Origin of the sequence: Arsenophonus sp. aPb (genome assembly GCF_029873475.1) — a bacterium.
In the GTDB taxonomy this organism is placed as follows: Bacteria; Pseudomonadota; Gammaproteobacteria; order Enterobacterales; family Enterobacteriaceae; genus Arsenophonus.
Window position 1 is genome coordinate 1405490 of record NZ_CP123499.1, and the last position, 19239, is coordinate 1424728.

General features: G+C 37.4%; 18 protein-coding genes and 1 other annotated feature. Of the genes, 13 read left to right on the plus strand and 5 right to left on the minus strand.

The window, feature by feature from the left end:
• Window positions 1-8: 8 nt before the first annotated feature.
• A complete protein-coding gene (gene hxpB / locus QE177_RS06210) occupies window positions 9-674 on the minus strand; it encodes a hexitol phosphatase HxpB (protein ID WP_280552015.1) in 666 nt (221 codons plus the stop codon).
• Window positions 675-852: 178 nt separating this feature from the next.
• On the opposite strand from hxpB, the gene QE177_RS06215 reads away from it, so the two are divergent.
• Window positions 853-1392 carry a YniB family protein gene (locus tag QE177_RS06215; protein ID WP_280552016.1) on the plus strand — a complete coding sequence of 180 codons (540 nt, stop codon included), beginning with the start codon at window positions 853-855 and terminating at the stop codon, window positions 1390-1392.
• A 407-nt stretch (window positions 1393-1799) separates the two neighbouring features.
• Here the strand turns inward: QE177_RS06215 and QE177_RS06220 are convergent, their stop codons facing one another.
• Genes QE177_RS06220 through QE177_RS06235 form a run of 4 tightly spaced genes read right to left on the minus strand, consistent with a single transcriptional unit; the run spans window position 1800 to window position 5348 of the window.
• Window positions 1800-2663: a metal ABC transporter permease gene (locus QE177_RS06220; RefSeq protein ID WP_280552017.1), complete on the minus strand. Its 864-nt coding sequence runs from the start codon at window positions 2661-2663 to the stop codon at window positions 1800-1802.
• Entirely contained in the window at window positions 2656-3546 is an 891-nt protein-coding gene (locus QE177_RS06225) for a metal ABC transporter permease (protein WP_280552018.1), read from the minus strand. Before QE177_RS06225 ends, QE177_RS06220 begins: the two co-directional genes overlap by 8 nt.
• A gap of 3 nt (window positions 3547-3549) precedes the next feature.
• Window positions 3550-4434, minus strand: a complete 885-nt coding sequence (locus QE177_RS06230) for a manganese/iron ABC transporter ATP-binding protein (protein WP_280552019.1) — start codon at window positions 4432-4434, stop codon at window positions 3550-3552.
• A gap of 2 nt (window positions 4435-4436) precedes the next feature.
• The gene (locus tag QE177_RS06235; protein WP_280552020.1) at window positions 4437-5348 is read right to left on the minus strand and encodes a metal ABC transporter substrate-binding protein; all 912 of its coding nucleotides are present in this window, start codon (window positions 5346-5348) and stop codon (window positions 4437-4439) included.
• Between the two features lie 325 nt (window positions 5349-5673).
• Between QE177_RS06235 and QE177_RS06240 the strand changes: the two genes are divergently transcribed.
• From QE177_RS06240 to arnD, 12 genes are all read left to right on the plus strand, one after another.
• Window positions 5674-6222, plus strand: a complete 549-nt coding sequence (locus tag QE177_RS06240; protein WP_280552021.1) for a transglycosylase SLT domain-containing protein — start codon at window positions 5674-5676, stop codon at window positions 6220-6222.
• A gap of 439 nt (window positions 6223-6661) precedes the next feature.
• Window positions 6662-8584, plus strand: coding sequence for a threonine--tRNA ligase (gene thrS, locus QE177_RS06245; RefSeq protein ID WP_280552022.1), 1923 nt, complete (start codon window positions 6662-6664; stop codon window positions 8582-8584).
• Window positions 8585-8587: 3 nt separating this feature from the next.
• Window positions 8588-9127: a translation initiation factor IF-3 gene (infC, locus tag QE177_RS06250; protein ID WP_280552228.1), complete on the plus strand. Its 540-nt coding sequence runs from the start codon at window positions 8588-8590 to the stop codon at window positions 9125-9127.
• Window positions 9128-9218: 91 nt separating this feature from the next.
• On the plus strand, window positions 9219-9416 hold the full coding sequence (rpmI, locus tag QE177_RS06255; RefSeq protein ID WP_280552023.1) for a 50S ribosomal protein L35: 198 nt from the start codon (window positions 9219-9221) through the stop codon (window positions 9414-9416).
• Between the two features lie 56 nt (window positions 9417-9472).
• Complete coding sequence (rplT, locus tag QE177_RS06260; protein ID WP_026821652.1) at window positions 9473-9829, plus strand: 50S ribosomal protein L20; 357 nt, start codon at window positions 9473-9475, stop codon at window positions 9827-9829.
• Between the two features lie 93 nt (window positions 9830-9922).
• Window positions 9923-10045 (plus strand) — a sequence feature (Phe leader region).
• A 64-nt stretch (window positions 10046-10109) separates the two neighbouring features.
• Window positions 10110-11093 (plus strand): phenylalanine--tRNA ligase subunit alpha, encoded by a 984-nt coding sequence (gene pheS / locus QE177_RS06265; RefSeq protein WP_280552024.1) that lies wholly within the window; start codon window positions 10110-10112, stop codon window positions 11091-11093.
• A 14-nt stretch (window positions 11094-11107) separates the two neighbouring features.
• Window positions 11108-13495 (plus strand): phenylalanine--tRNA ligase subunit beta, encoded by a 2388-nt coding sequence (gene pheT / locus QE177_RS06270; RefSeq protein ID WP_280552025.1) that lies wholly within the window; start codon window positions 11108-11110, stop codon window positions 13493-13495.
• Between the two features lie 4 nt (window positions 13496-13499).
• Window positions 13500-13796, plus strand: a complete 297-nt coding sequence (gene ihfA / locus QE177_RS06275) for an integration host factor subunit alpha (RefSeq protein WP_026821649.1) — start codon at window positions 13500-13502, stop codon at window positions 13794-13796.
• Between the two features lie 407 nt (window positions 13797-14203).
• On the plus strand, window positions 14204-15349 hold the full coding sequence (arnB, locus tag QE177_RS06280) for a UDP-4-amino-4-deoxy-L-arabinose aminotransferase (protein WP_280552026.1): 1146 nt from the start codon (window positions 14204-14206) through the stop codon (window positions 15347-15349).
• Window positions 15349-16341, plus strand: coding sequence for an undecaprenyl-phosphate 4-deoxy-4-formamido-L-arabinose transferase (gene arnC / locus QE177_RS06285; RefSeq protein WP_280552027.1), 993 nt, complete (start codon window positions 15349-15351; stop codon window positions 16339-16341). Before arnB ends, arnC begins: the two co-directional genes overlap by 1 nt.
• Window positions 16341-18341 (plus strand): bifunctional UDP-4-amino-4-deoxy-L-arabinose formyltransferase/UDP-glucuronic acid oxidase ArnA, encoded by a 2001-nt coding sequence (gene arnA, locus QE177_RS06290; protein ID WP_280552028.1) that lies wholly within the window; start codon window positions 16341-16343, stop codon window positions 18339-18341. Before arnC ends, arnA begins: the two co-directional genes overlap by 1 nt.
• Window positions 18341-19234, plus strand: a complete 894-nt coding sequence (arnD, locus tag QE177_RS06295) for a 4-deoxy-4-formamido-L-arabinose-phosphoundecaprenol deformylase (protein WP_280552029.1) — start codon at window positions 18341-18343, stop codon at window positions 19232-19234. Before arnA ends, arnD begins: the two co-directional genes overlap by 1 nt.
• The last annotated feature ends 5 nt before the right edge of the window (window positions 19235-19239 follow it).

A 19239-nucleotide genomic window follows, 5' to 3' on the forward strand; every position in this document is an offset into this window, starting at 1 on the left:
ATTGAAATTTAAACGATATGCTTAGTTGCTAATTCAGTCAGGGTGGTGAGCTTGAAGTCTGCTAATGTCCACCGTGTATCAGTAAAGTAATCTTTTGGTGGTACAACGATACTACGCATACGTGCAGCTTTTACAGCAATCATGCCATGGAAAGAGTCTTCAAAAGCAACACAATGAGTTGGTTCAATATCTAGCAGTTTTGCTGCTTGTAAGTAAACTTCTGGGTGGGGTTTACTGTATGGTAATGGCGTTGCTGAGACTACGGCTGAAAAGTAATCGCGAATATTAAACATAGTGAGTACTTTTTCTAGCATGTGCTTTGGTGAAGCTGACGCTAAACCAATTTTTAAATTATGATCTTGGCATAGTTGAAGTGCATGTTTAACACCTGGTAATAACGGTCGTTGTTCTTCTATAAGTTCAATAACACGTTTAACAATTTTTTGTTCAACCTCTTCTAATGAGGTTCCTTGCCAAGGAGCAGCTGAGTACCACAGTTGTACTACTTGATCAATACGTAATCCTAGTGTGTCAGGGAGTTGATTGGCAATTGATGTATTAACGCCAAGTTTACTAAGAATTTCTTTTTCTGCTTGGCTCCAAAGGGGTTCAGAATTAATCAATAACCCATCCATGTCAAAAATAGCAGCTTTGATAGATAGCTTATGACACATTAAAAGCACTCCTATTATTCATGATTTGCTGATTAATTCTACCAACTTAAAATAAAGAAATCTTTTAATATAGATAGGTGAGGGCTAATTTTGATTAGGGATAAAATAACATTTATATATTTTTGATAACATTTTGTCATTTAGTATAAACGTAATATAAAAAATATGAGGAGTTTGAATGAATTATCAAACAGCATTTTATATCGCTATTGGAAAGCGTGTTTTAGGGTGGATAGTTTTTTCATTAGCACTGGTGTCTACAGTAGTTTCTTTAGTCTTACTAGCAGAAAAGCAAGGTTTGCAGGGAGATGGCTTAAATGCTGTAGCCAATGACTTTATTAAAACTATGGCTCATATCATACGACAAAACACAGCCTTTTTAGATTTTTTTTGGCATAATTCACCAATTCCCAGTACACATATGGGGTTTTCGACAGCTAATCTTGCTTTTATTTTGCTATTTTTCTTAATGTTTGTTGGTCAAGCTTTGAGTGCGTCAGGTAACAGAATGAATCGTCAATTGAAATTTATTAAAGAAAGTATTGAAGATCACCTTATTTTCGAAAGAGCAAAAGGTATGAAAGTATCAAAAGAAGATATAGAAGCCAAAATTACTATTCCTCATCATACTATTTTCCAGCAGTTTTTTATTCTGTATATGTTACCGCTTATAATAGGAGGAATACTTTACTTTATGATGAATATCTTAGGCTGGTAGTTTTCTTATATTATAATCAATTGGAAAATAATTTTATTGAACAGTTACAACAAGATTATCAATAATGCCTTATCTAGTAATAAAGCTATTATTGCGGATATTATAGCAATTTAACAAATAATAGCGTTGATATATCAATTGGCGCTTATCACAGCCTACAGGGAAAGGTAAACTACTTTACTAATGGGGGTTTGAGATAATTCCATTTAATTAAATTTTTAACATCAATTAATTGCAATATATAGTGAATTATTACCTATTTGTGTTCTAAGTTATTTCACTATTAATTTAAATTTTTAAACTCCTTCAATGATGGTTTGCAGTAAATAAATAGTCTTTGTAAGAAAAATTCAGGATTATCATCTGCAATAGATAAAATAATCCTAACTTTGCTAATTATTTTTTACTTAAGAACGAATTGAAATTTTATTGCAAGAAGAACGTTTTTTTATTTTACTAATATAGTTGTAGATTAATGCAGCTATAAAATAAATTGCTTGAGTTAATACAATACAAGGCCCAGTTGCTGCATCAATATGAAAACTCAAAATAGTGCCTATTAAAGAAGATGTGGTCGAGGCAATAACCGCAATAATTAGCATTCGATTAAAATTTTGGCATAGTGTAAAAGCAATAATGCCAGGGGAAATAAGCATGGCAATAACTAAAATAATTCCTACCGCTTGTAAAGATGCAACAATAGTCAGCGCCAATAAAGAGAGTAATCCATAATGTAAAAGTTTAACGGGTAAACCAATAACTTTTGCCTGATTGGGATCAAAACAATAGAGCATAAAATCTTTACGCTTTAATAGGATAATCGCGATAGTAAAACCTGAGATCCAAAGTGTTTGTTTAAATTCTACTGTAGTAATGCCAAGGATATTACCAAAAAGAATATGAGTAAGATGTTGGTCTGTGTCGATACGTGCAAATAGTACTAATCCAAAGGCAAACATACCGGAAAAAACAATTCCCATAACAGTATCTTCTTTTACACGGCTATTTTCTTTTAGATAACCGGTCGCAAATGCACAAAAAATTCCTGACACAAAAGCGCCAATTGATAAAGGAATACCAATAACAAAGGCGACAACAATACCGGGTAATACAGCATGAGAAATAGCATCACCCATTAAAGACCAACCTTTAAGTATTAAAAAACAGGACAAAATAGCGCACACTGTTCCGGTTACAAGGGCAGTAATGATGGCTTTTTGCATAAATGGAAAAATAAAAGGTGTTATTAATAATTCTATGAAATCATTCATTGTTGCTCACCTCTTGTTCTACCTGTTTGAGGTGTAGAATTTCTTGGCGTGCTTTTTGGCGAGAAGCAAATAGACCATATTTAGGTGCAAAAAAGAAGGCAAAAAGAAAAATCAGCGTTTGTAAGGTAACAATTATTCCGCCTGTTGCACCATTAATAAAATAACTGATATAAGCACCAAGCGCACTAGAGGTGAATCCGATTAGTACGGCAATAATAAGTAACCGTTTAAATTGATCCGTTAATAAATAAGCCGTTGCGCCTGGTGTAATAACCATTGCGATGACAAGTATGGCTCCCACTGTCTGTAAAGCAGCCACCGTACATGCGCTTAATAGGGTAAAAAAGATAATTTTTAGTTTTAACGGATTTAGTCCAATAGAGCGGGCATGATTTTCATCGAAGAATACGACAAGTAAATCTTTCCATATAAACATAAGTATAATAAAAGAAATGGCAATAATAATTTCAACTTGTAGTACATCTTCATCTGCAATACCTAAAATATTGCCAAAGATAATGGTTTGTACGTTAACTGAAGTCGGATTTAGAGAAAGGATTAACAACCCGCTGGCGAAGAATGTGGAAAAAATAAAACCAATTATTGCGTCTTCTTTCAAGCTTGAAATATGGCGTACTAAGGTCATGGAGAGTGCGGCCAGAATACCGGTAAAAAAAGCCCCTACAGAGTAGGGAAATCCAAGTGCATATGCGCCTGCCACACCAGGAACAACTGAATGGGAAAGAGCATCGCCCATTAACGACCATCCCTTTAACATTAGATAAGCAGAGAGAAAAGCGCAGACTGCTCCAACAATAGCACTGACCCAGATTGCTTTGACCATATAGTTATATTCAAAGGGTTGAAGTAATAGATCAAACATGATTTATTTCTCCGGTTGCTTTTTAATGACGGATGTTTGTTCATGGTGGCCATAAAAAACAGCGGCTCTTTCATCATCAGTAATAACAGTTAATGAACGAGGATCATCATCATCGTGAAGTTCTGCACCAGAGAGATTAATATGCCGTAGTACACCGCCAAAGGCGAGTTGAAGATTCTTTTGGGTAAACGTTGTTTCAATTGGCCCACTAGCTAGTATAGTTCGGTTTACTAAAATAACTTGATCACAAAATTCAGGTACGCTTCCCAAGTTATGGGTAGAAACCAAAATTAAATAGCCATTGCTACGTAATGAGCGTAAAAGCTCAATAATCGCATTTTCTGTTTTTACATCGACGCCGGTGAAAGGTTCATCAAGAAGTAATACTTTTCCTTCTTGGGCTAGTGCTCGAGCAAGAAAAACTCTTTTCTTTTGGCCACCAGAAAGCTCACCTATTTGGCGTTGTTCTAAACCCGTAAGATCAACACGCGCTAATGCATCAGCAACAATTTGTTTATCTTGTTGGCTTGGAATACGTAAAAACCCCATTTTACTGTAGCGACCCATCATAACAACATCGGAAACGAGAACTGGAAAGTTCCAGTCAACTTCTTCAGTTTGTGGTACATATGCAATAATATTTTGTTTAAGTGCTGTTTTGATCGCAGCATTGTTTAATGTTACACGTCCTTTTGTTGGCGTCACTAAACCCATTATTGTTTTAAACAGCGTTGATTTGCCACTACCATTGACTCCTACTAGCGCGCAAATTGATCCTCCAGTTATATTGAAGCTGGCATCATAAATCGCTGTATGCCCGTTACTATATGTAACGGTAGCATTATCAACAATTAAGTTAGGTTTTTCGTAAAAAATATTATTACTCATTATTATTGACCAAAACCTTTTGCAATAGTATCAACGGTAGTTTTTAATAATTCTATATATGTTGGGACTGGGCCATCAGAAGTAGAAAGAGAGTCAACATAGAGTACACCACCATATTGCGCCCCGGTTTCTCGACTTACTTGTTTCGCTGGTTTATCAGAAACAGTACTTTCGCTAAACACGACTGGAATATGGTATTTTTTTACAATATCAATAACTTTACGAACTTGTTGCGGTGAACCTTGTTCTTCTGCATTAATTGGCCACAAATAAGCTTCTTTAAAACCATAATCTTTAGCGAGATAACTAAAAGCACCTTCACTAGTAACTAACCAGCGTTTTTGCTGTGGGATTTGTGCCAGTCTTTTCCGTAGCGGTGCATCAATTTTGCTAATTTCACTAGCATATATTTTCGCATTTTGGTTATAAATATCTGCATTATTAGGGTCATATTTTACCAGTGCTGCTCGAATATTTTCAATATAGATCAATGCATTTTGGGCAGACATCCAGGCATGAGGATTAGGATTACCTTGATATTCACCTTCTCGAATAGGCATCGGTTTTATTCCTTTAGTCACAGTAACGGCAGGAATATGTTTGAAGTTTTCAAAAAAACGATTAAACCATGTTTCAAGTCCTAAACCATTCCATAAAATTAAATCAGCATTATGCGCTTTTAATATATCTTTAGGAGTTGGTTGATATTCATGAATTTCTGCCCCAGGTTTGGTAATTGATTGGACATTGGCGGCATTACCGGCCACATTTTGCGCAATATCTTGAATAATAGTAAAAGTAGTGACAACGGTAAATTTTTTTGCGTATGCGATTGGATTAAAAAGAACAAGAATAGCGATTATTTTTAAACCAGTAAAAGTATGCCTAGATGAAAGGTTGGGTCTTTTATACATAAGTATTTCCCGGTAATAAAGTAGTAAATTGCACTTTAATGAGAATGATTATCAACTATATATGAAAGATGTCAATATGATCAATTATTGTAATTGTAATGTAGGTAGCAGATATGAGAGCCTCTTCACAACTCAACGCTAAAGGGATTAATTTTTATTTTTATCTTATTAGGCTATGCTAAATAGGATCAAGCCATTAGAAGGTTGGTATAAGGTGAAATTTAAATGTTGTGGCGTCATATTCATTTTTTTATTAATAGGCTGCTCAAACAAACAATCTAATAGCCCAAAAACAGTTTATCAGAATGATTATTTGCGTTATTTCATGGAGGAACAAACCGAAAGTGAACCGTTAAAAACGCCTTATGATGTTGCAATTAGACAAGCAGCGCAACGCTATGGTATTGATGAAAACTTAATTAGAGCCATTATTAAAGTGGAGTCTAATTTTCGTGTTAATGCAGTGAGTAAATCCAATGCGATAGGTTTAATGCAAGTTAAGGCTTCTACTGCTGGTCGTGATGCATATCGGCTACAAGGTAAAGCGGGGCAACCTACCACGAGTCAGCTTAAAGATCCGGTTATTAATATTGATGTGGGAACAGCCTATATACGTTTTATTCAAGATAATCATTTATTCGGTATTCAAGACCCTAAAGTTCTTTATTATGCAACTGTGGTTGCTTATGTTAATGGTGCTGGCGCATTATTACGCATTTTTGATAACAATCGTCATGTTGCGATCGATAAAATTAATAAGCTGTCCGCAGAAGAGTTTTATCAACATATTCAAACAAAACATCCAAATGCACAAGCACCGCGTTATCTTTGGAAAATTAAAAATGCATACAATTCAATAGCTATGATAGATTAGTTATTGATTTATATTAATAAAAAATGACAATGGTTTTGATCATAATCTATTTTTACTAAAAATCACGGCGTTAGTGATACGAAAATTTTAGTAATGGACTAATCTAGTTTTTTATTACTATTTCGCTGTATAATAACGAATAAATTTAAATTCGCTTAATTTATCAAAATTTAACTAGCTGACAATTAATTTGTCACTGGTTTTTTAGCATTTTATTCTTATTATCCAAGATTTAATCTATTAATTAGACCTTCATGGTGGTAATATGCGCCGCTAAGTTAATGCAAGTACGTATTCCTTTTGCCCTATTTGGGCTGTTTTAACACGTACATCACTTACAAGGTGAAGTAAGAAGTTGCTTTAACTCAAATTTAATAAAAATATATTTCTATACATGTGATCTTGCGTATGGGTCACCACTGTAAATTAAGGATTTTAAATGCCAGTTATTACTCTTCCTGACGGAAGTCAACGTCAATATGAGCATGCTGTTTCAGTAATGGATATTGCAAATGATATTGGCTCAGGCCTTGCAAAAGCCTGTATAGCCGGTCGTGTTAATGGTGAACTTGTTGATGCTAATGATCAGATTAATAATGATGCTCAATTAGCCATTATTACGAGTAAAGATCTTGAGGGCTTAGAGATTATCCGTCACTCATGCGCACATTTACTCGGTCATGCGATTAAACAATTATGGCCAACGACTAAAATGGCAATTGGGCCTATCATTGAAAATGGTTTTTATTATGACGTTGATCTGGAGCAAGCTTTAACTCAGGAAGATTTAGAAAAACTTGAACAGCGGATGCACGAACTTGCTGAAAAGAACTATGATGTTATCAAAAAGCGGGTTAGTTGGCAGGAAGCAAGGGATACGTTTGTTGCTCGAGGTGAGGATTATAAAGTTAAAATTTTGGATGAAAATATTAATAAAGATGATCATCCTGGACTTTATTATCATGAAGAATATATTGATATGTGTCGTGGGCCGCATGTTCCTAATATGCGTTTTTGTCATTACTTCAAATTACAAAAAGTGGCTGGTGCCTATTGGCGCGGTAATAGCGACAATAAAATGTTACAAAGGATCTATGGAACAGCTTGGGCCAATAAAAAACAGTTAGCGGCTTATTTATTACGTTTAGAAGAAGCAGCTAAGCGAGATCATCGTAAGATAGGGAAACAACTTGATCTTTATCATATGCAGGAAGAAGCTCCAGGTATGGCGTTTTGGCATAATGATGGTTGGGTAATATTTCGTGAATTGGAAACCTTTATCCGTACTAAATTAAATGAATATCAATACCAGGAAGTAAAAGGTCCATTGATGATGGATCGCATTCTTTGGGAAAAAACAGGTCACTGGGAAAACTATAAAGAAAACATGTTTACCACATCATCGGAAAATCGAGAATATTGTATAAAACCGATGAATTGCCCAGGCCATGTTCAGATATTTAATCAAGGCTTGAGATCTTATCGTGATTTGCCATTACGTATGGCAGAGTTTGGCAGTTGTCACCGTAATGAGCCATCAGGCGCTTTACATGGCTTGATGCGCGTACGTGGTTTTACCCAAGATGATGCGCATATTTTTTGTACTGAAGATCAGATTTTAACTGAAGTGAAAAGTTGCATTAAAATGATTTATGATGTTTATGCAACCTTTGGTTTTGAAAAAATTGCTGTTAAATTGTCAACCCGGCCAGAAAAACGGATAGGCACTGATGCGCAATGGGATCGTGCAGAAAGCGATCTCGCTAAGGCACTAGGGGATATTGAATTTGATTATCAACCCGGTGAAGGTGCATTTTATGGGCCTAAAATTGAGTTTACTCTGTATGATTGTTTGGATCGGGCTTGGCAATGTGGTACTGTACAGCTTGATTTCTCATTACCGAGTCGTTTAGGTGCTTCCTATGTAGATGAAAATAATGAACGTCAGGTGCCTGTGATGATTCATCGCGCTGTTTTAGGATCACTTGAACGTTTTATTGGGATTTTAACTGAGCAGTATGCAGGTTTCTTCCCAACCTGGTTAGCACCATTACAAATTGTTATAATAAATATCACGGATGCACAAGCTGATTTTGTACAAAAAGTAGTAAAAAAATTGAGTAATTTTGGTATTCGTGTAAAAGCAGACTTGAGAAACGAGAAAATAGGCTTTAAAATTCGTGAGCATACTTTGCGTCGCGTTCCTTATATGTTAGTTTGTGGTGATAAAGAAGTTAAATCGAATCAGGTATCTGTTCGAACCCGTGATGGGAAGGATTTAGGAACATTTGACGTCACAGAATTTGCAGAAAGAGTGCTTGATGAAATTCGCACTCGTCGTATTTATCAACTGGAGGAATAAGGTATTAAAGGCGGAAAAAGAATTCAAACGGCGCGCCCGAATCGTATTAATACGGAGATTCGTGCTTCTGAAGTTCGTTTAACTGGTTTAGATGGCGAGCAGATTGGTATTATCAGTCTAAAAGAAGCTCTTGAAAAAGCCGAGGAAGCTGGTGTTGATTTAGTCGAAATCAGTCCAAATGCCGAGCCGCCGGTTTGCCGTATCATGGATTACGGCAAGTTCCTCTATGAGAAGAGTAAATCGCTCAAAGAGCAGAAAAAGAAACAAAGAGTTATTCAGGTAAAGGAAATTAAATTCCGACCTGGTACAGATGAAGGTGATTATCAGGTCAAACTACGCAACCTGATTCGCTTTCTGGAAGATGGTGATAAAGCCAAAATCACGTTACGGTTTCGTGGTCGTGAAATGGCGCACCAACAAATCGGTATTGATATGCTTAATCGTATCAAAAACGATTTGGATGATATGTCAGTCGTCGAATCTTTTCCAAGCAAGATCGAAGGCCGTCAGATGATCATGGTGCTTGCACCGAAAAAGAAATAGTTAGGCAACCAAGTAATAGCGTTCTATTTAGATGGGAAACTATTCGCCTGGCTAGTTAGTTATAATTAACAATGCGAAGTGGATATTTAAAATGCCAAAGATTAAAACAGTACGTGGTGCGGCAAAACGTTTTAAAAAAACTGCCAGTGGTGGTTTTAAGCGTAAGCATGCTAACCTTCGTCATATTCTGACTAAAAAGTCAACTAAGCGTAAGCGTCATTTACGACCAAAGACCCTGGTTTCTAAAGGTGATCTGGGTTTGGTAGTGGCTTGTTTGCCATACGCATAAGTTTGAGTTTTTAGTTTAAGATTATCGAATTTAATTCGAAGTGATAGGAGAAATGTATGGCTCGCGTAAAACGTGGTGTAATAGCCCGCGCACGTCACAAAAAAATATTAAAGCAAGCGAAAGGTTACTATGGTGCCCGTTCGCGTGTTTATCGTGTTGCTTTCCAGGCGGTAATTAAAGCCGGTCAGTATGCTTATCGTGACCGTCGTCAGCGTAAGCGTCAGTTCCGTCAATTATGGATCGCACGTATTAACGCTGCTGCTCGTCAGAATGGTTTGTCTTATAGTCGTTTCATTAATGGCCTGAAAAAAGCCTCAATTGAAATTGACCGTAAGATCTTATCTGATATTGCTGTTTTTGATAAAGTTGCATTTGCAGCATTAGTCGAGAAAGCAAAAAGCGCGTTAGCTTAAATCAGCTAAATTAAGAGGGGCTTAGCTCCCTCTTTTTTATTTATCAATGAACCGATGTATTATAAATAAGAGTTATTTTATGAATAGCTGCTTAAAGATGAAAATTGTTTTTTTTCGTTTCTTTTTTTATTTTAGCACCTAAAATTTGGGGCTTTCGCGTATTTAAGAAAAGAAACGAAAAACTGCGATAAGCCTCCAAATGGAGGCTTTTTTGTTAGTAATTCTAAAAAATTTTATTTTCAACAATGATTAGGCCAAAGGGTCGTAAGAAGAGGGAACAATGCCACATCTCGTCGAGTTGGTTGCGCAGGCAAAAGCAGCCATAGAAAAAGCTCAGGATGTTGCTGCGTTGGATTCAGTGCGTGTTGAGTTTTTAGGTAAAAAAGGCCATTTAACACTACAGATGTCAACGTTGCGTAATCTACCTGCAGAAGAACGCCCTGCAGCAGGAGCCGTTATTAATCAAGCAAAACAAGAAGTTCAGCATACATTGAATATGCGTAAAGAGCAGTTAGAAAATGTGTTATTGAATGCTCGATTAGTGGCAGAGAAAATCGATATTTCATTACCTGGTCGCCAAACTGAAAATGGTAGTCTTCATCCAGTAACCCGTACCATTGATCGTATTGAAGAATTCTTTGGTGAACTTGGTTTTTCTGTTGTTTGCGGTCCTGAAATAGAAGATGACTATCACAATTTTGATGCTTTAAATATCCCTGCACACCATCCTGCTCGAGCTTCACATGATACTTTCTGGTTTGATACTACGCGTCTATTACGTACACAAACTTCAGGTGTTCAAATTCGCACAATGAAAGGTAAACAACCACCGATTCGTATTATTGCCCCTGGTCGTGTATACCGGAATGATTATGATCAAACTCATACGCCAATGTTCCACCAAACAGAGGGCTTGATTGTTGATAAAAATATTAGTTTTACCAATTTAAAAGGTACACTACATGACTTTTTAAATCATTTTTTTGAAGAAAAAACCCGTGTTCGTTTTCGACCATCATATTTTCCATTCACTGAACCTTCAGCTGAAGTCGATGTGATGGGTAAAAATGGTAAATGGTTAGAAGTGTTAGGTTGTGGCATGGTACATCCAAATGTATTACGCAATGTTGGTATTGATCCTGACTTATATTCTGGTTTTGCCTTTGGGATGGGAATGGAGCGCTTAACGATGTTACGTTATGGTGTGACCGATTTACGTGCTTTTTTTGAAAATGATCTTCGTTTTCTTAAACAATTTAGATAAGGCAGGATTATCACATGAAATTGAGTGAATTTTGGTTACGTGAATGGGTAAATCCAGCAATAAGCAGTGAAGCCTTATCAGAGCAAATGACGATGGCGGGTTTGGAGATTGATGATGTTAAACCTGTAGCCGGTCAATTCCAAGGTGTGTTAGTTGGTGAGATTGTTGAATGTGTGCAACATCCTAATGCAGATAAATTGCGGTTAACAAAGGTCAATATTGGGGCTGAACAGTTACTCAATATTGTCTGTGGAGCACCAAATTGCCGACAAGGATTAAAAGTCGCTGTGGCAACCATTGGCGCGGTTTTACCTGATAATTTTAAAATAAAAGCAACAAAACTACGCGGTGAGCTTTCTGAGGGTATGCTTTGTTCTTATTCAGAACTTGCCATTTCTGATGACCATGCAGGTATTATTGAGCTACCACACGACGCGCCTGTTGGTATCGATATTCGTAGCTACTTGCAACTTGATGACCATATTTTCGAAGTAAGTTTGACGCCGAATCGTGCTGATTGTTTAAGTATGTTAGGTATCGCACGCGATATTGCGGCTATCAATAACCTTGCGTTAAATACGGTAAAGATTGAACCAGTTAAAGGCACTGATGCAGGGGTTTTTCCTATTCGGGTAGAAGCGCCTATGGCGTGCCCCCGTTTTTTAGGCCGAGTAATAAAAGGTATTGATATTACAGCGCCAACCCCTATTTGGATGAAAGAAAAATTACGTCGTGGAGGGATCCGTGCTATTGATCCAGTGGTTGATATTACTAATTTTGTGTTATTAGAGTTAGGTCAGCCTTTACATGCTTATGATCTTGATTGTTTAAATGGCGCGATAATTGTTCGCATGGCGAAACAGGATGAAACATTAGTTTTACTTGATGACAGTGAAGTGACTTTGAAGCAAGATACTTTAGTCATCGCCGATGAGAAAGGTGCCTTAGGGATTGCCGGAATTTTTGGCGGCAAGCACTCTAGTGTCAAGCAAAATACCACCAATATCTTGTTAGAGAGTGCTTTTTTCGATCCATTAACAATTGCTGGTCGAGCACGTAATTATGGTCTTCATACTGAGGCTTCACACCGTTTTGAACGGGGTGTCGATCCACAGCTGCAATATAAAGCCATGGAGCGTGCAACCAGATTAATCGTTGAAATTTGTGGTGGTGATGCTGGAAATATTATTGATGTTAGCCATCAAACTAGCTTACCACAAGTGGCAAAAATAACCCTGACTCGACGAAAACTTGATCGTTTAATTGGTCATAGTATCCCGGATATTAATGTTAATCAGATCCTTCAACGTTTAGGTTGCCAAGTGATTAGTGAGCAAGATAGTTGGCAAGTGGTTGCTCCATCTTGGCGTTTTGATATGCGAATTGAAGAAGATTTGATTGAAGAAGTCGCTCGTGTTTATGGTTATAATAATATACCCAATGTACCGTTACGTGCTGATTTAGTCATGACCCCTCGTTGTGAATCCGTTCTGCCATTAAAACGAGTGAAAACGTTATTAATTGATCGTGGTTACAATGAAGCGATTACCTACAGTTTTGTTGATCCTAAAATTCAGCAACTGCTGCATCCAGATTCCGATGCGATGATTTTACCTGATCCTATTTCAACTGATATGTCGGCAATGCGGCTTTCATTATTGCCTGGCTTATTAACGACAGTAATTTACAATCAAAATCGCCAACAAAATCGTATTCGACTGTTTGAAACTGGATTACGATTTGTGCCGGATACATCAGCAGAACATGGTATTCGGCAAGAATTGATGTTAGCAGGCGTGATTACTGGCAATCGCTATGAAGAGCACTGGTTACAAGAAAAACGCGCTGTTGATTTTTTTGATATAAAAGGTGACGTTGAAGCAATACTGGAATTAACCGGAAAATTAGACAATATTATTTATAAGGCTCACTCGAATCCTGCACTTCATCCCGGACAAAGCGCTGGGATTTATCTGAATAATAATTATATTGGATATGTAGGTGTTATTCATCCAGAACTGGAAAATAAGCTAAATTTGAATGGTAGAACACTTATTTTTGAATTGCTGTGGGATACTGTTGCCGAGCGCGTTATCCCTAAAGCAAATATGATTTCACGTTTCCCTGCCAATCGACGAGATATTGCTGTTGTAGTACCAGAAGAGGTAGCAACGGCGGATGTATTGGCTGAATGCAAGAAAATTGGCATAAATCATATAGTTGGCATAAACTTGTTTGACGTGTACTGTGGTAAAGGTGTAGCGGAAGGTTATAAGAGCCTTGCTATTAGCTTAATCTTGCAGGATACAAATCGTACTCTGGAAGAAGAAGAGATTGCCGCAACTGTTGATAAATGTGTAGCTGCGTTAAAACGGCGATTCCAAGCATCCTTGAGGGACTAAACCTATGGCGCTTACAAAAGCTGAAATGTCAGAAAGTCTGTTCGAAAAACTGGGTATAAGCAAACGTGATGCAAAAGACCTAGTTGAACTTTTCTTTGAAGAAGTTCGTCGTTCATTAGAAAATGGGGAGCAGGTGAAACTGTCAGGGTTTGGTAATTTTGATCTGCGTGATAAAAGTCAACGTCCAGGTCGAAATCCAAAGACTGGAGAAGATATTCCCATCACTGCTCGTCGAGTGGTGACTTTTCGACCAGGGCAAAAGTTGAAAGGCCGGGTTGAAAAGATAAAGCCTCATAAATAATGAATTATTATATGCTAAAAAGCCGCTTTAGCGGCTTTTTTATTATTTATTTATGTCAAAATAATTTTAAAAAATAAAGATACCTTTAATAGATTAGTTATAAGAGTTTTTAGCAAGTCAAACAATTTTACTGGTAAAAGTTGCGCTAATAATGATTTTATATTCACTTATTTTTGTTATTGGGTTACTTTTTTATTGATAAGAATTTTTAGGGAATTAATTAGTTTTCTATTCTACTTGAGTAACATAAGGCAGAGCTTAAGCTTTATGCATTTATTAAGTAAATGCGTTCTAACTAGTTATATTAGAAAGTTATTGTCATGTTGATGTGTAGTTAAGCTATTTTATGATAATATAGACAACTAACTCTAAAAAAATATTAGACGAATTGTTAGTAGGTTAATCTCATGAATGATTTTCTTCCTTTTTCTCGTCCAGCAATAGGTGACGAAGAGATCCGGGCGGTAGAAAATGTATTACGTTCTGGTTGGATCACCACTGGACCGCAAAATCATCAACTAGAAGAAGACTTTCGCCATAAGTTTGGTTGTCAGCATGCAATTGCTTTTTGTTCGGCAACAGCAGGTATGCATATAACGCTTATGGCCTTAGGAATTGGTCCTGGAGATGAAGTTATTACCCCCTCATTAACATGGGTGTCAACCATTAATATGATTACCTTGTTAGGGGCTCATCCAATCATGATTGATGTTGATCGTGATACTTTAATGGTTCAACCTGATGTCGTTGAGAAGGTAATTACCCCTAAGACAAAAGCGATTATACCGGTACATTATGCCGGTGCACCATGCGATCTTAATGCGTTACGTGAGATTGCACAAAGAAATAATATCGCATTGATCGAGGATGCTGCTCATGCCGTAGGTACTCAGTATCAAAATCAATGGATTGGTCAACAAGGCACGGCTATTTTTTCATTTCATGCGATTAAAAATATTACTTGCGCCGAGGGTGGCTTAGTTGCTACTGATGATGATGCCTTAGCCACCCGCTTGCGATGTTTAAAATTTCATGGTTTAGGTGTGGATGCCTTCGATCGACAGATACAAGGTCGTAAACCACAGGCCGAGGTTGTTGAACCGGGATTTAAATATAATCTTTCTGATATTCATGCGGCAATTGCTGTTGTGCAATTGAAAAAATTAGCACAGATAAATAAACGGCGGGCTGAGCTTGTTGATTACTATCGACAAGCGCTTGCCGACCTGCCGTTAAAAATGCTGAAGGTGCCTAATTATCTCCATCTGCATGCCAATCATCTGTTTATGGTACGAATTGATGAAGTGGTCTGTGGTATTAACCGAGATAGTTTTATGGAACGCTTAAAAGAGAAGAATATTGGCACCGGTTTGCATTTCCGAGCGGCTCATACGCAGAAATATTATAGAGAACATTATCCATCCCTTTCTCTACCTAATTCTGAATGGAACTCGGCTACCTTATGTTCATTGCCACTATTCCCTGATATGCGTGCTCAAGATGTTGATCACGTTGTTGCTGCTATTAATGAAATTTTTTCGGAGCTGAAATAGTGCCTGTTCAAAATGATTTTGAAGAAATAAAGAAAGTTTCTATCGTTATCCCTATTTATAACGAAGAGCAAAGTTTACCCCAATTGTTGGAAAGAACATTGGCTGCTTGTCAGAGATTGAAACAGCCATATGAATTAATTTTAGTTGATGATGGTAGTGTTGATAATTCTGCTAACTTGCTAATAGCTGCTGCTGAAAATTCGGCAAATCATGTTATTGCCGTAATTTTAAATCGTAATTATGGACAACATTCTGCCATTATGGCTGGTTTTAAACAGGCAACCGGCGATCTTGTGATTACGTTAGATGCTGATTTACAAAATCCACCTGAAGAGATTCCAAATTTGGTACAGGTTGCAGAGCAGGGCTATGACGTAGTCGGCACCAGACGGATGAATCGGCAAGATTCTTGGTTTCGTAAAACAGCGTCGAAAATCATTAATGCCATGATCACCAAAGCAACAGGGCGTACCATGGGCGATTATGGCTGCATGTTGCGTGCTTATCGGCGTAATATTATTAACGCAATGCTACAGTGTCATGAACGTAGTACATTTATTCCCATTTTAGCAAATACCTTTGCTAGAAGAACGATTGAAATTGATGTTGCCCATGCAGAACGTGAGTTTGGTGATTCAAAATATAGCTTTATGAAGCTAATAAATTTAATGTTTGATTTACTCACTTGCTTAACAACTACTCCGTTACGTTTATTGAGTGTTGTTGGTAGTTTTATTGCGGCAAGTGGATTTTTACTGGCGGTTCTGCTAATTATCTTACGCCTTATTTTTGGTGCAATATGGGCTGCAGAGGGTGTTTTTACGCTGTTTGCTATTCTATTCATATTTATTGGTGCGCAGTTTATTGCCATGGGATTACTCGGTGAATATATTGGCAGAATGTACAATGATGTTCGTGCCCGACCCCGTTACTTCATTCAAAAGATAGTTGGTATTCATCAATATACTGACGAAAATCAGGAAAAAAAATAATGAAAGCTATTGTTTTTGCTTACCATGATATTGGTTGTGTGGGATTAAAGGCGCTACAGAAGGCGGGCTTTGAAATTCAGGCTGTTTTTACACATACAGATGATCCTAAAGAGAATCATTTCTTTTCCTCAGTTGCATGTTTGGGGGCTGAGATGGGCTTGCCTGTATTTGCGCCGGAAAATGTCAATCATTCACTTTGGATTGAACGTATTGAGAAAATGCAACCTGATGTCATTTTCTCTTTTTACTATCGCCATATGCTTAGTCAAGAATTATTGGCGTTAGCCCCTAAAGGTGCTTTCAATCTACATGGTTCTTTACTACCAAAATATCGTGGTCGCGTGCCAATTAATTGGGCTATTTTAAATGGCGAAACAGAAACCGGTGTTACGTTCCATAAGATGATAGCTAAGGCAGATGCTGGTGATATTATTGCACAGAAAAAAGTCGCCATTGATGCCACAGATACCGCATTAGTGTTACATGAGAAAATTCGCCAGGCCTCCGAACAGCTGTTAGCTGATTCATTACCATTAATTAAAATGGGTGATTATTCAGCAACACCACAAGATGAGAGTCAGGCTACCTATTTTGGCCGTCGTCGCGCTGAGGATGGTTTAATCGATTGGTCTAAATCTGCTACTGAAGTGAATAACTTAATACGCGCAGTAACCAAGCCATATCCGGGTGCATTTACTTATTTAGCTGAGAGTAAGATGATTGTCTGGCGTGCTCGTGTGTTAGAAAAATCACATGATAAATTACCGGGTACAATCATTTCTACTGAGCCATTGCAAATAGCATGTGGTCAAGGCGTACTTGAGATCCTAACTGGCCAGTGTGGATCGGGTTTATACGTTGAAGGATCGCGTTTAGCGGCTGAAATGGGCATTGTGACTGGTGTGCGTGTCGGTGCAAAACCGACGGCACAGGTAAAACGCCGTAAGCGCGTTTTAATTTTGGGGGTAAATGGTTTTATTGGTAATCACTTAACCGAACGTTTATTAGCCGATGGACACTATGATATCTATGGCTTGGATATTAGTTCTTCTGCTGTTTCACGTTTTATTAATGATCCCCGTTTTGGTGATGATCAGCGTTTCCATTTTGTTGAAGGTGATATCAGTATTCATACTGAGTGGATTGAATATCATATTAAGAAATGCGACATCATTTTGCCTCTGGTTGCTATTGCAACACCGATTGAATATACCCGTAATCCATTAAGAGTTTTTGAATTAGACTTTGAAGAAAACTTAAAGATAGTACGTTATTGTGTAAAATATAATAAGCGTATTATTTTTCCATCAACTTCTGAAGTTTACGGGATGTGCGATGATAAAGAATTTGATGAAGATACCTCTCGTTTGATTGTGGGGCCAATTAACAAACAGCGTTGGATTTATTCTGTTTCTAAACAGTTATTGGATCGTGTTATTTGGGCATATGGTGCTAAAGAAGGGTTAAAATTTACCTTATTTAGACCGTTTAATTGGATGGGCCCACGACTCGATAGTTTACATTCTGCCCGTATTGGTAGCTCAAGGGCGATTACCCAATTAATTTTAAATTTGGTCGAGGGTTCACCGATAAAATTAGTTGATGGTGGCGCTCAAAAGCGTTGTTTCACCGATATTAAAGATGGTATCGAAGCATTATTTCGTATCATTGAAAATAAAGATGAAAAATGCGATGGCCAAATTATCAATATTGGTAATCCAACCAATGAAGCAAGTATTGCTCAATTAGCGGATATGTTACTTGTCAGTTTTGAAAAACATCCGTTACGTAAACTCTTTCCTCCATTTGCTGGCCTCAAAAAGATTGAAAGTAGTAGTTATTATGGTAAAGGATATCAAGATGTTGAGCATCGTAGACCGAGCATTGAAAATGCGCGTCGCTTGCTCGATTGGGAACCAACTATTGATATGAAGCAGACTATTGATGAAACTTTAGATTTCTTCTTACAAGCTGCAGCGGAAGAATTAGGTAAAAAATAATGAAGAAAATTGGCTTAAGAATTGATGTAGATACCTATCAAGGTACCAAAGAAGGTGTGCCACAGTTACTTAAAGTGCTCGCTAAATATCAAATTCGAGCCAGTTTTTTTTTCAGTGTCGGTCCAGATAATATGGGGCGCCATTTATGGCGCCTATTTCGACCTAAATTTTTATGGAAAATGTTAAGATCGAATGCCGCGTCACTGTATGGTTGGGATATTTTGTTAGCCGGAACAGCCTGGTCAGGTAAAAAAATTGCCAATGATCTAGGTTACTTAATGAAACAAACATTGGATGAAGGTCACGAAGTTGGGCTACATGCATGGGATCATCACGGCTGGCAAGCTAATGTTGGTAAATGGCCGAGAACTAAATTGGTCGAACAAATTAAATTAGGTGTGGATGCGCTTGAAGCCGTAACGGGCGCTAGTGTGAAATGTTCAGCTGTAGCAGGTTGGCGTGCCGATGAACGTGTATTAACGGCAAAAGAAAATTTTAAATTTGACTATAATAGTGATTGCCGAGGTACTCATCCTTTTCGTCCTATTTTAGCTGATGGTTCAATTGGTACCCTACAAATTCCAGTGACACTACCAACTTATGATGAAGTTGTTGGCACGTTGGTTAAAAATGAAAATTTTAATGATTTTATTATTAATGCGATGCAGGAAGATGTAGGTACGTCTGTTTATACTATTCATACTGAAGTGGAAGGCATGTCTCAATCGAGGCAATTTGAGAATTTATTAGAGAGAATGATTGCAGAACAAATGGTATTTTGTCCGTTGCGTGAATTAATACCAAATGATATAGATTCTTTACCATTAGGAAAAATTATTCGTTCATCTTTTCCAGGTCGTGAAGGCTGGCTAGGGTGTCAACACGAGGTATAGTGCTT

Excerpts from the sequence above, each read along its gene's own strand:
- arnA (WP_280552028.1), top strand. The coding sequence starts at position 16,341 with ATGAAAGCTATTGTTTTTGCTTACCATGATATTGGTTGTGTGGGATTA.
- QE177_RS06235 (WP_280552020.1), bottom strand. The coding sequence starts at position 5,348 with ATGTATAAAAGACCCAACCTTTCATCTAGGCATACTTTTACTGGTTTA.
- rplT (WP_026821652.1), top strand. The coding sequence starts at position 9,473 with ATGGCTCGCGTAAAACGTGGTGTAATAGCCCGCGCACGTCACAAAAAA.
- QE177_RS06225 (WP_280552018.1), bottom strand. The coding sequence starts at position 3,546 with ATGTTTGATCTATTACTTCAACCCTTTGAATATAACTATATGGTCAAA.
- QE177_RS06215 (WP_280552016.1), top strand. The coding sequence starts at position 853 with ATGAATTATCAAACAGCATTTTATATCGCTATTGGAAAGCGTGTTTTA.
- thrS (WP_280552022.1), top strand. The coding sequence starts at position 6,662 with ATGCCAGTTATTACTCTTCCTGACGGAAGTCAACGTCAATATGAGCAT.
- arnB (WP_280552026.1), top strand. The coding sequence starts at position 14,204 with ATGAATGATTTTCTTCCTTTTTCTCGTCCAGCAATAGGTGACGAAGAG.
- pheT (WP_280552025.1), top strand. The coding sequence starts at position 11,108 with ATGAAATTGAGTGAATTTTGGTTACGTGAATGGGTAAATCCAGCAATA.
- arnD (WP_280552029.1), top strand. The coding sequence starts at position 18,341 with ATGAAGAAAATTGGCTTAAGAATTGATGTAGATACCTATCAAGGTACC.
- QE177_RS06220 (WP_280552017.1), bottom strand. The coding sequence starts at position 2,663 with ATGAATGATTTCATAGAATTATTAATAACACCTTTTATTTTTCCATTT.
- pheS (WP_280552024.1), top strand. The coding sequence starts at position 10,110 with ATGCCACATCTCGTCGAGTTGGTTGCGCAGGCAAAAGCAGCCATAGAA.
- rpmI (WP_280552023.1), top strand. The coding sequence starts at position 9,219 with ATGCCAAAGATTAAAACAGTACGTGGTGCGGCAAAACGTTTTAAAAAA.
- QE177_RS06230 (WP_280552019.1), bottom strand. The coding sequence starts at position 4,434 with ATGAGTAATAATATTTTTTACGAAAAACCTAACTTAATTGTTGATAAT.
- QE177_RS06240 (WP_280552021.1), top strand. The coding sequence starts at position 5,674 with ATGGAGGAACAAACCGAAAGTGAACCGTTAAAAACGCCTTATGATGTT.
- ihfA (WP_026821649.1), top strand. The coding sequence starts at position 13,500 with ATGGCGCTTACAAAAGCTGAAATGTCAGAAAGTCTGTTCGAAAAACTG.
- hxpB (WP_280552015.1), bottom strand. The coding sequence starts at position 674 with ATGTGTCATAAGCTATCTATCAAAGCTGCTATTTTTGACATGGATGGG.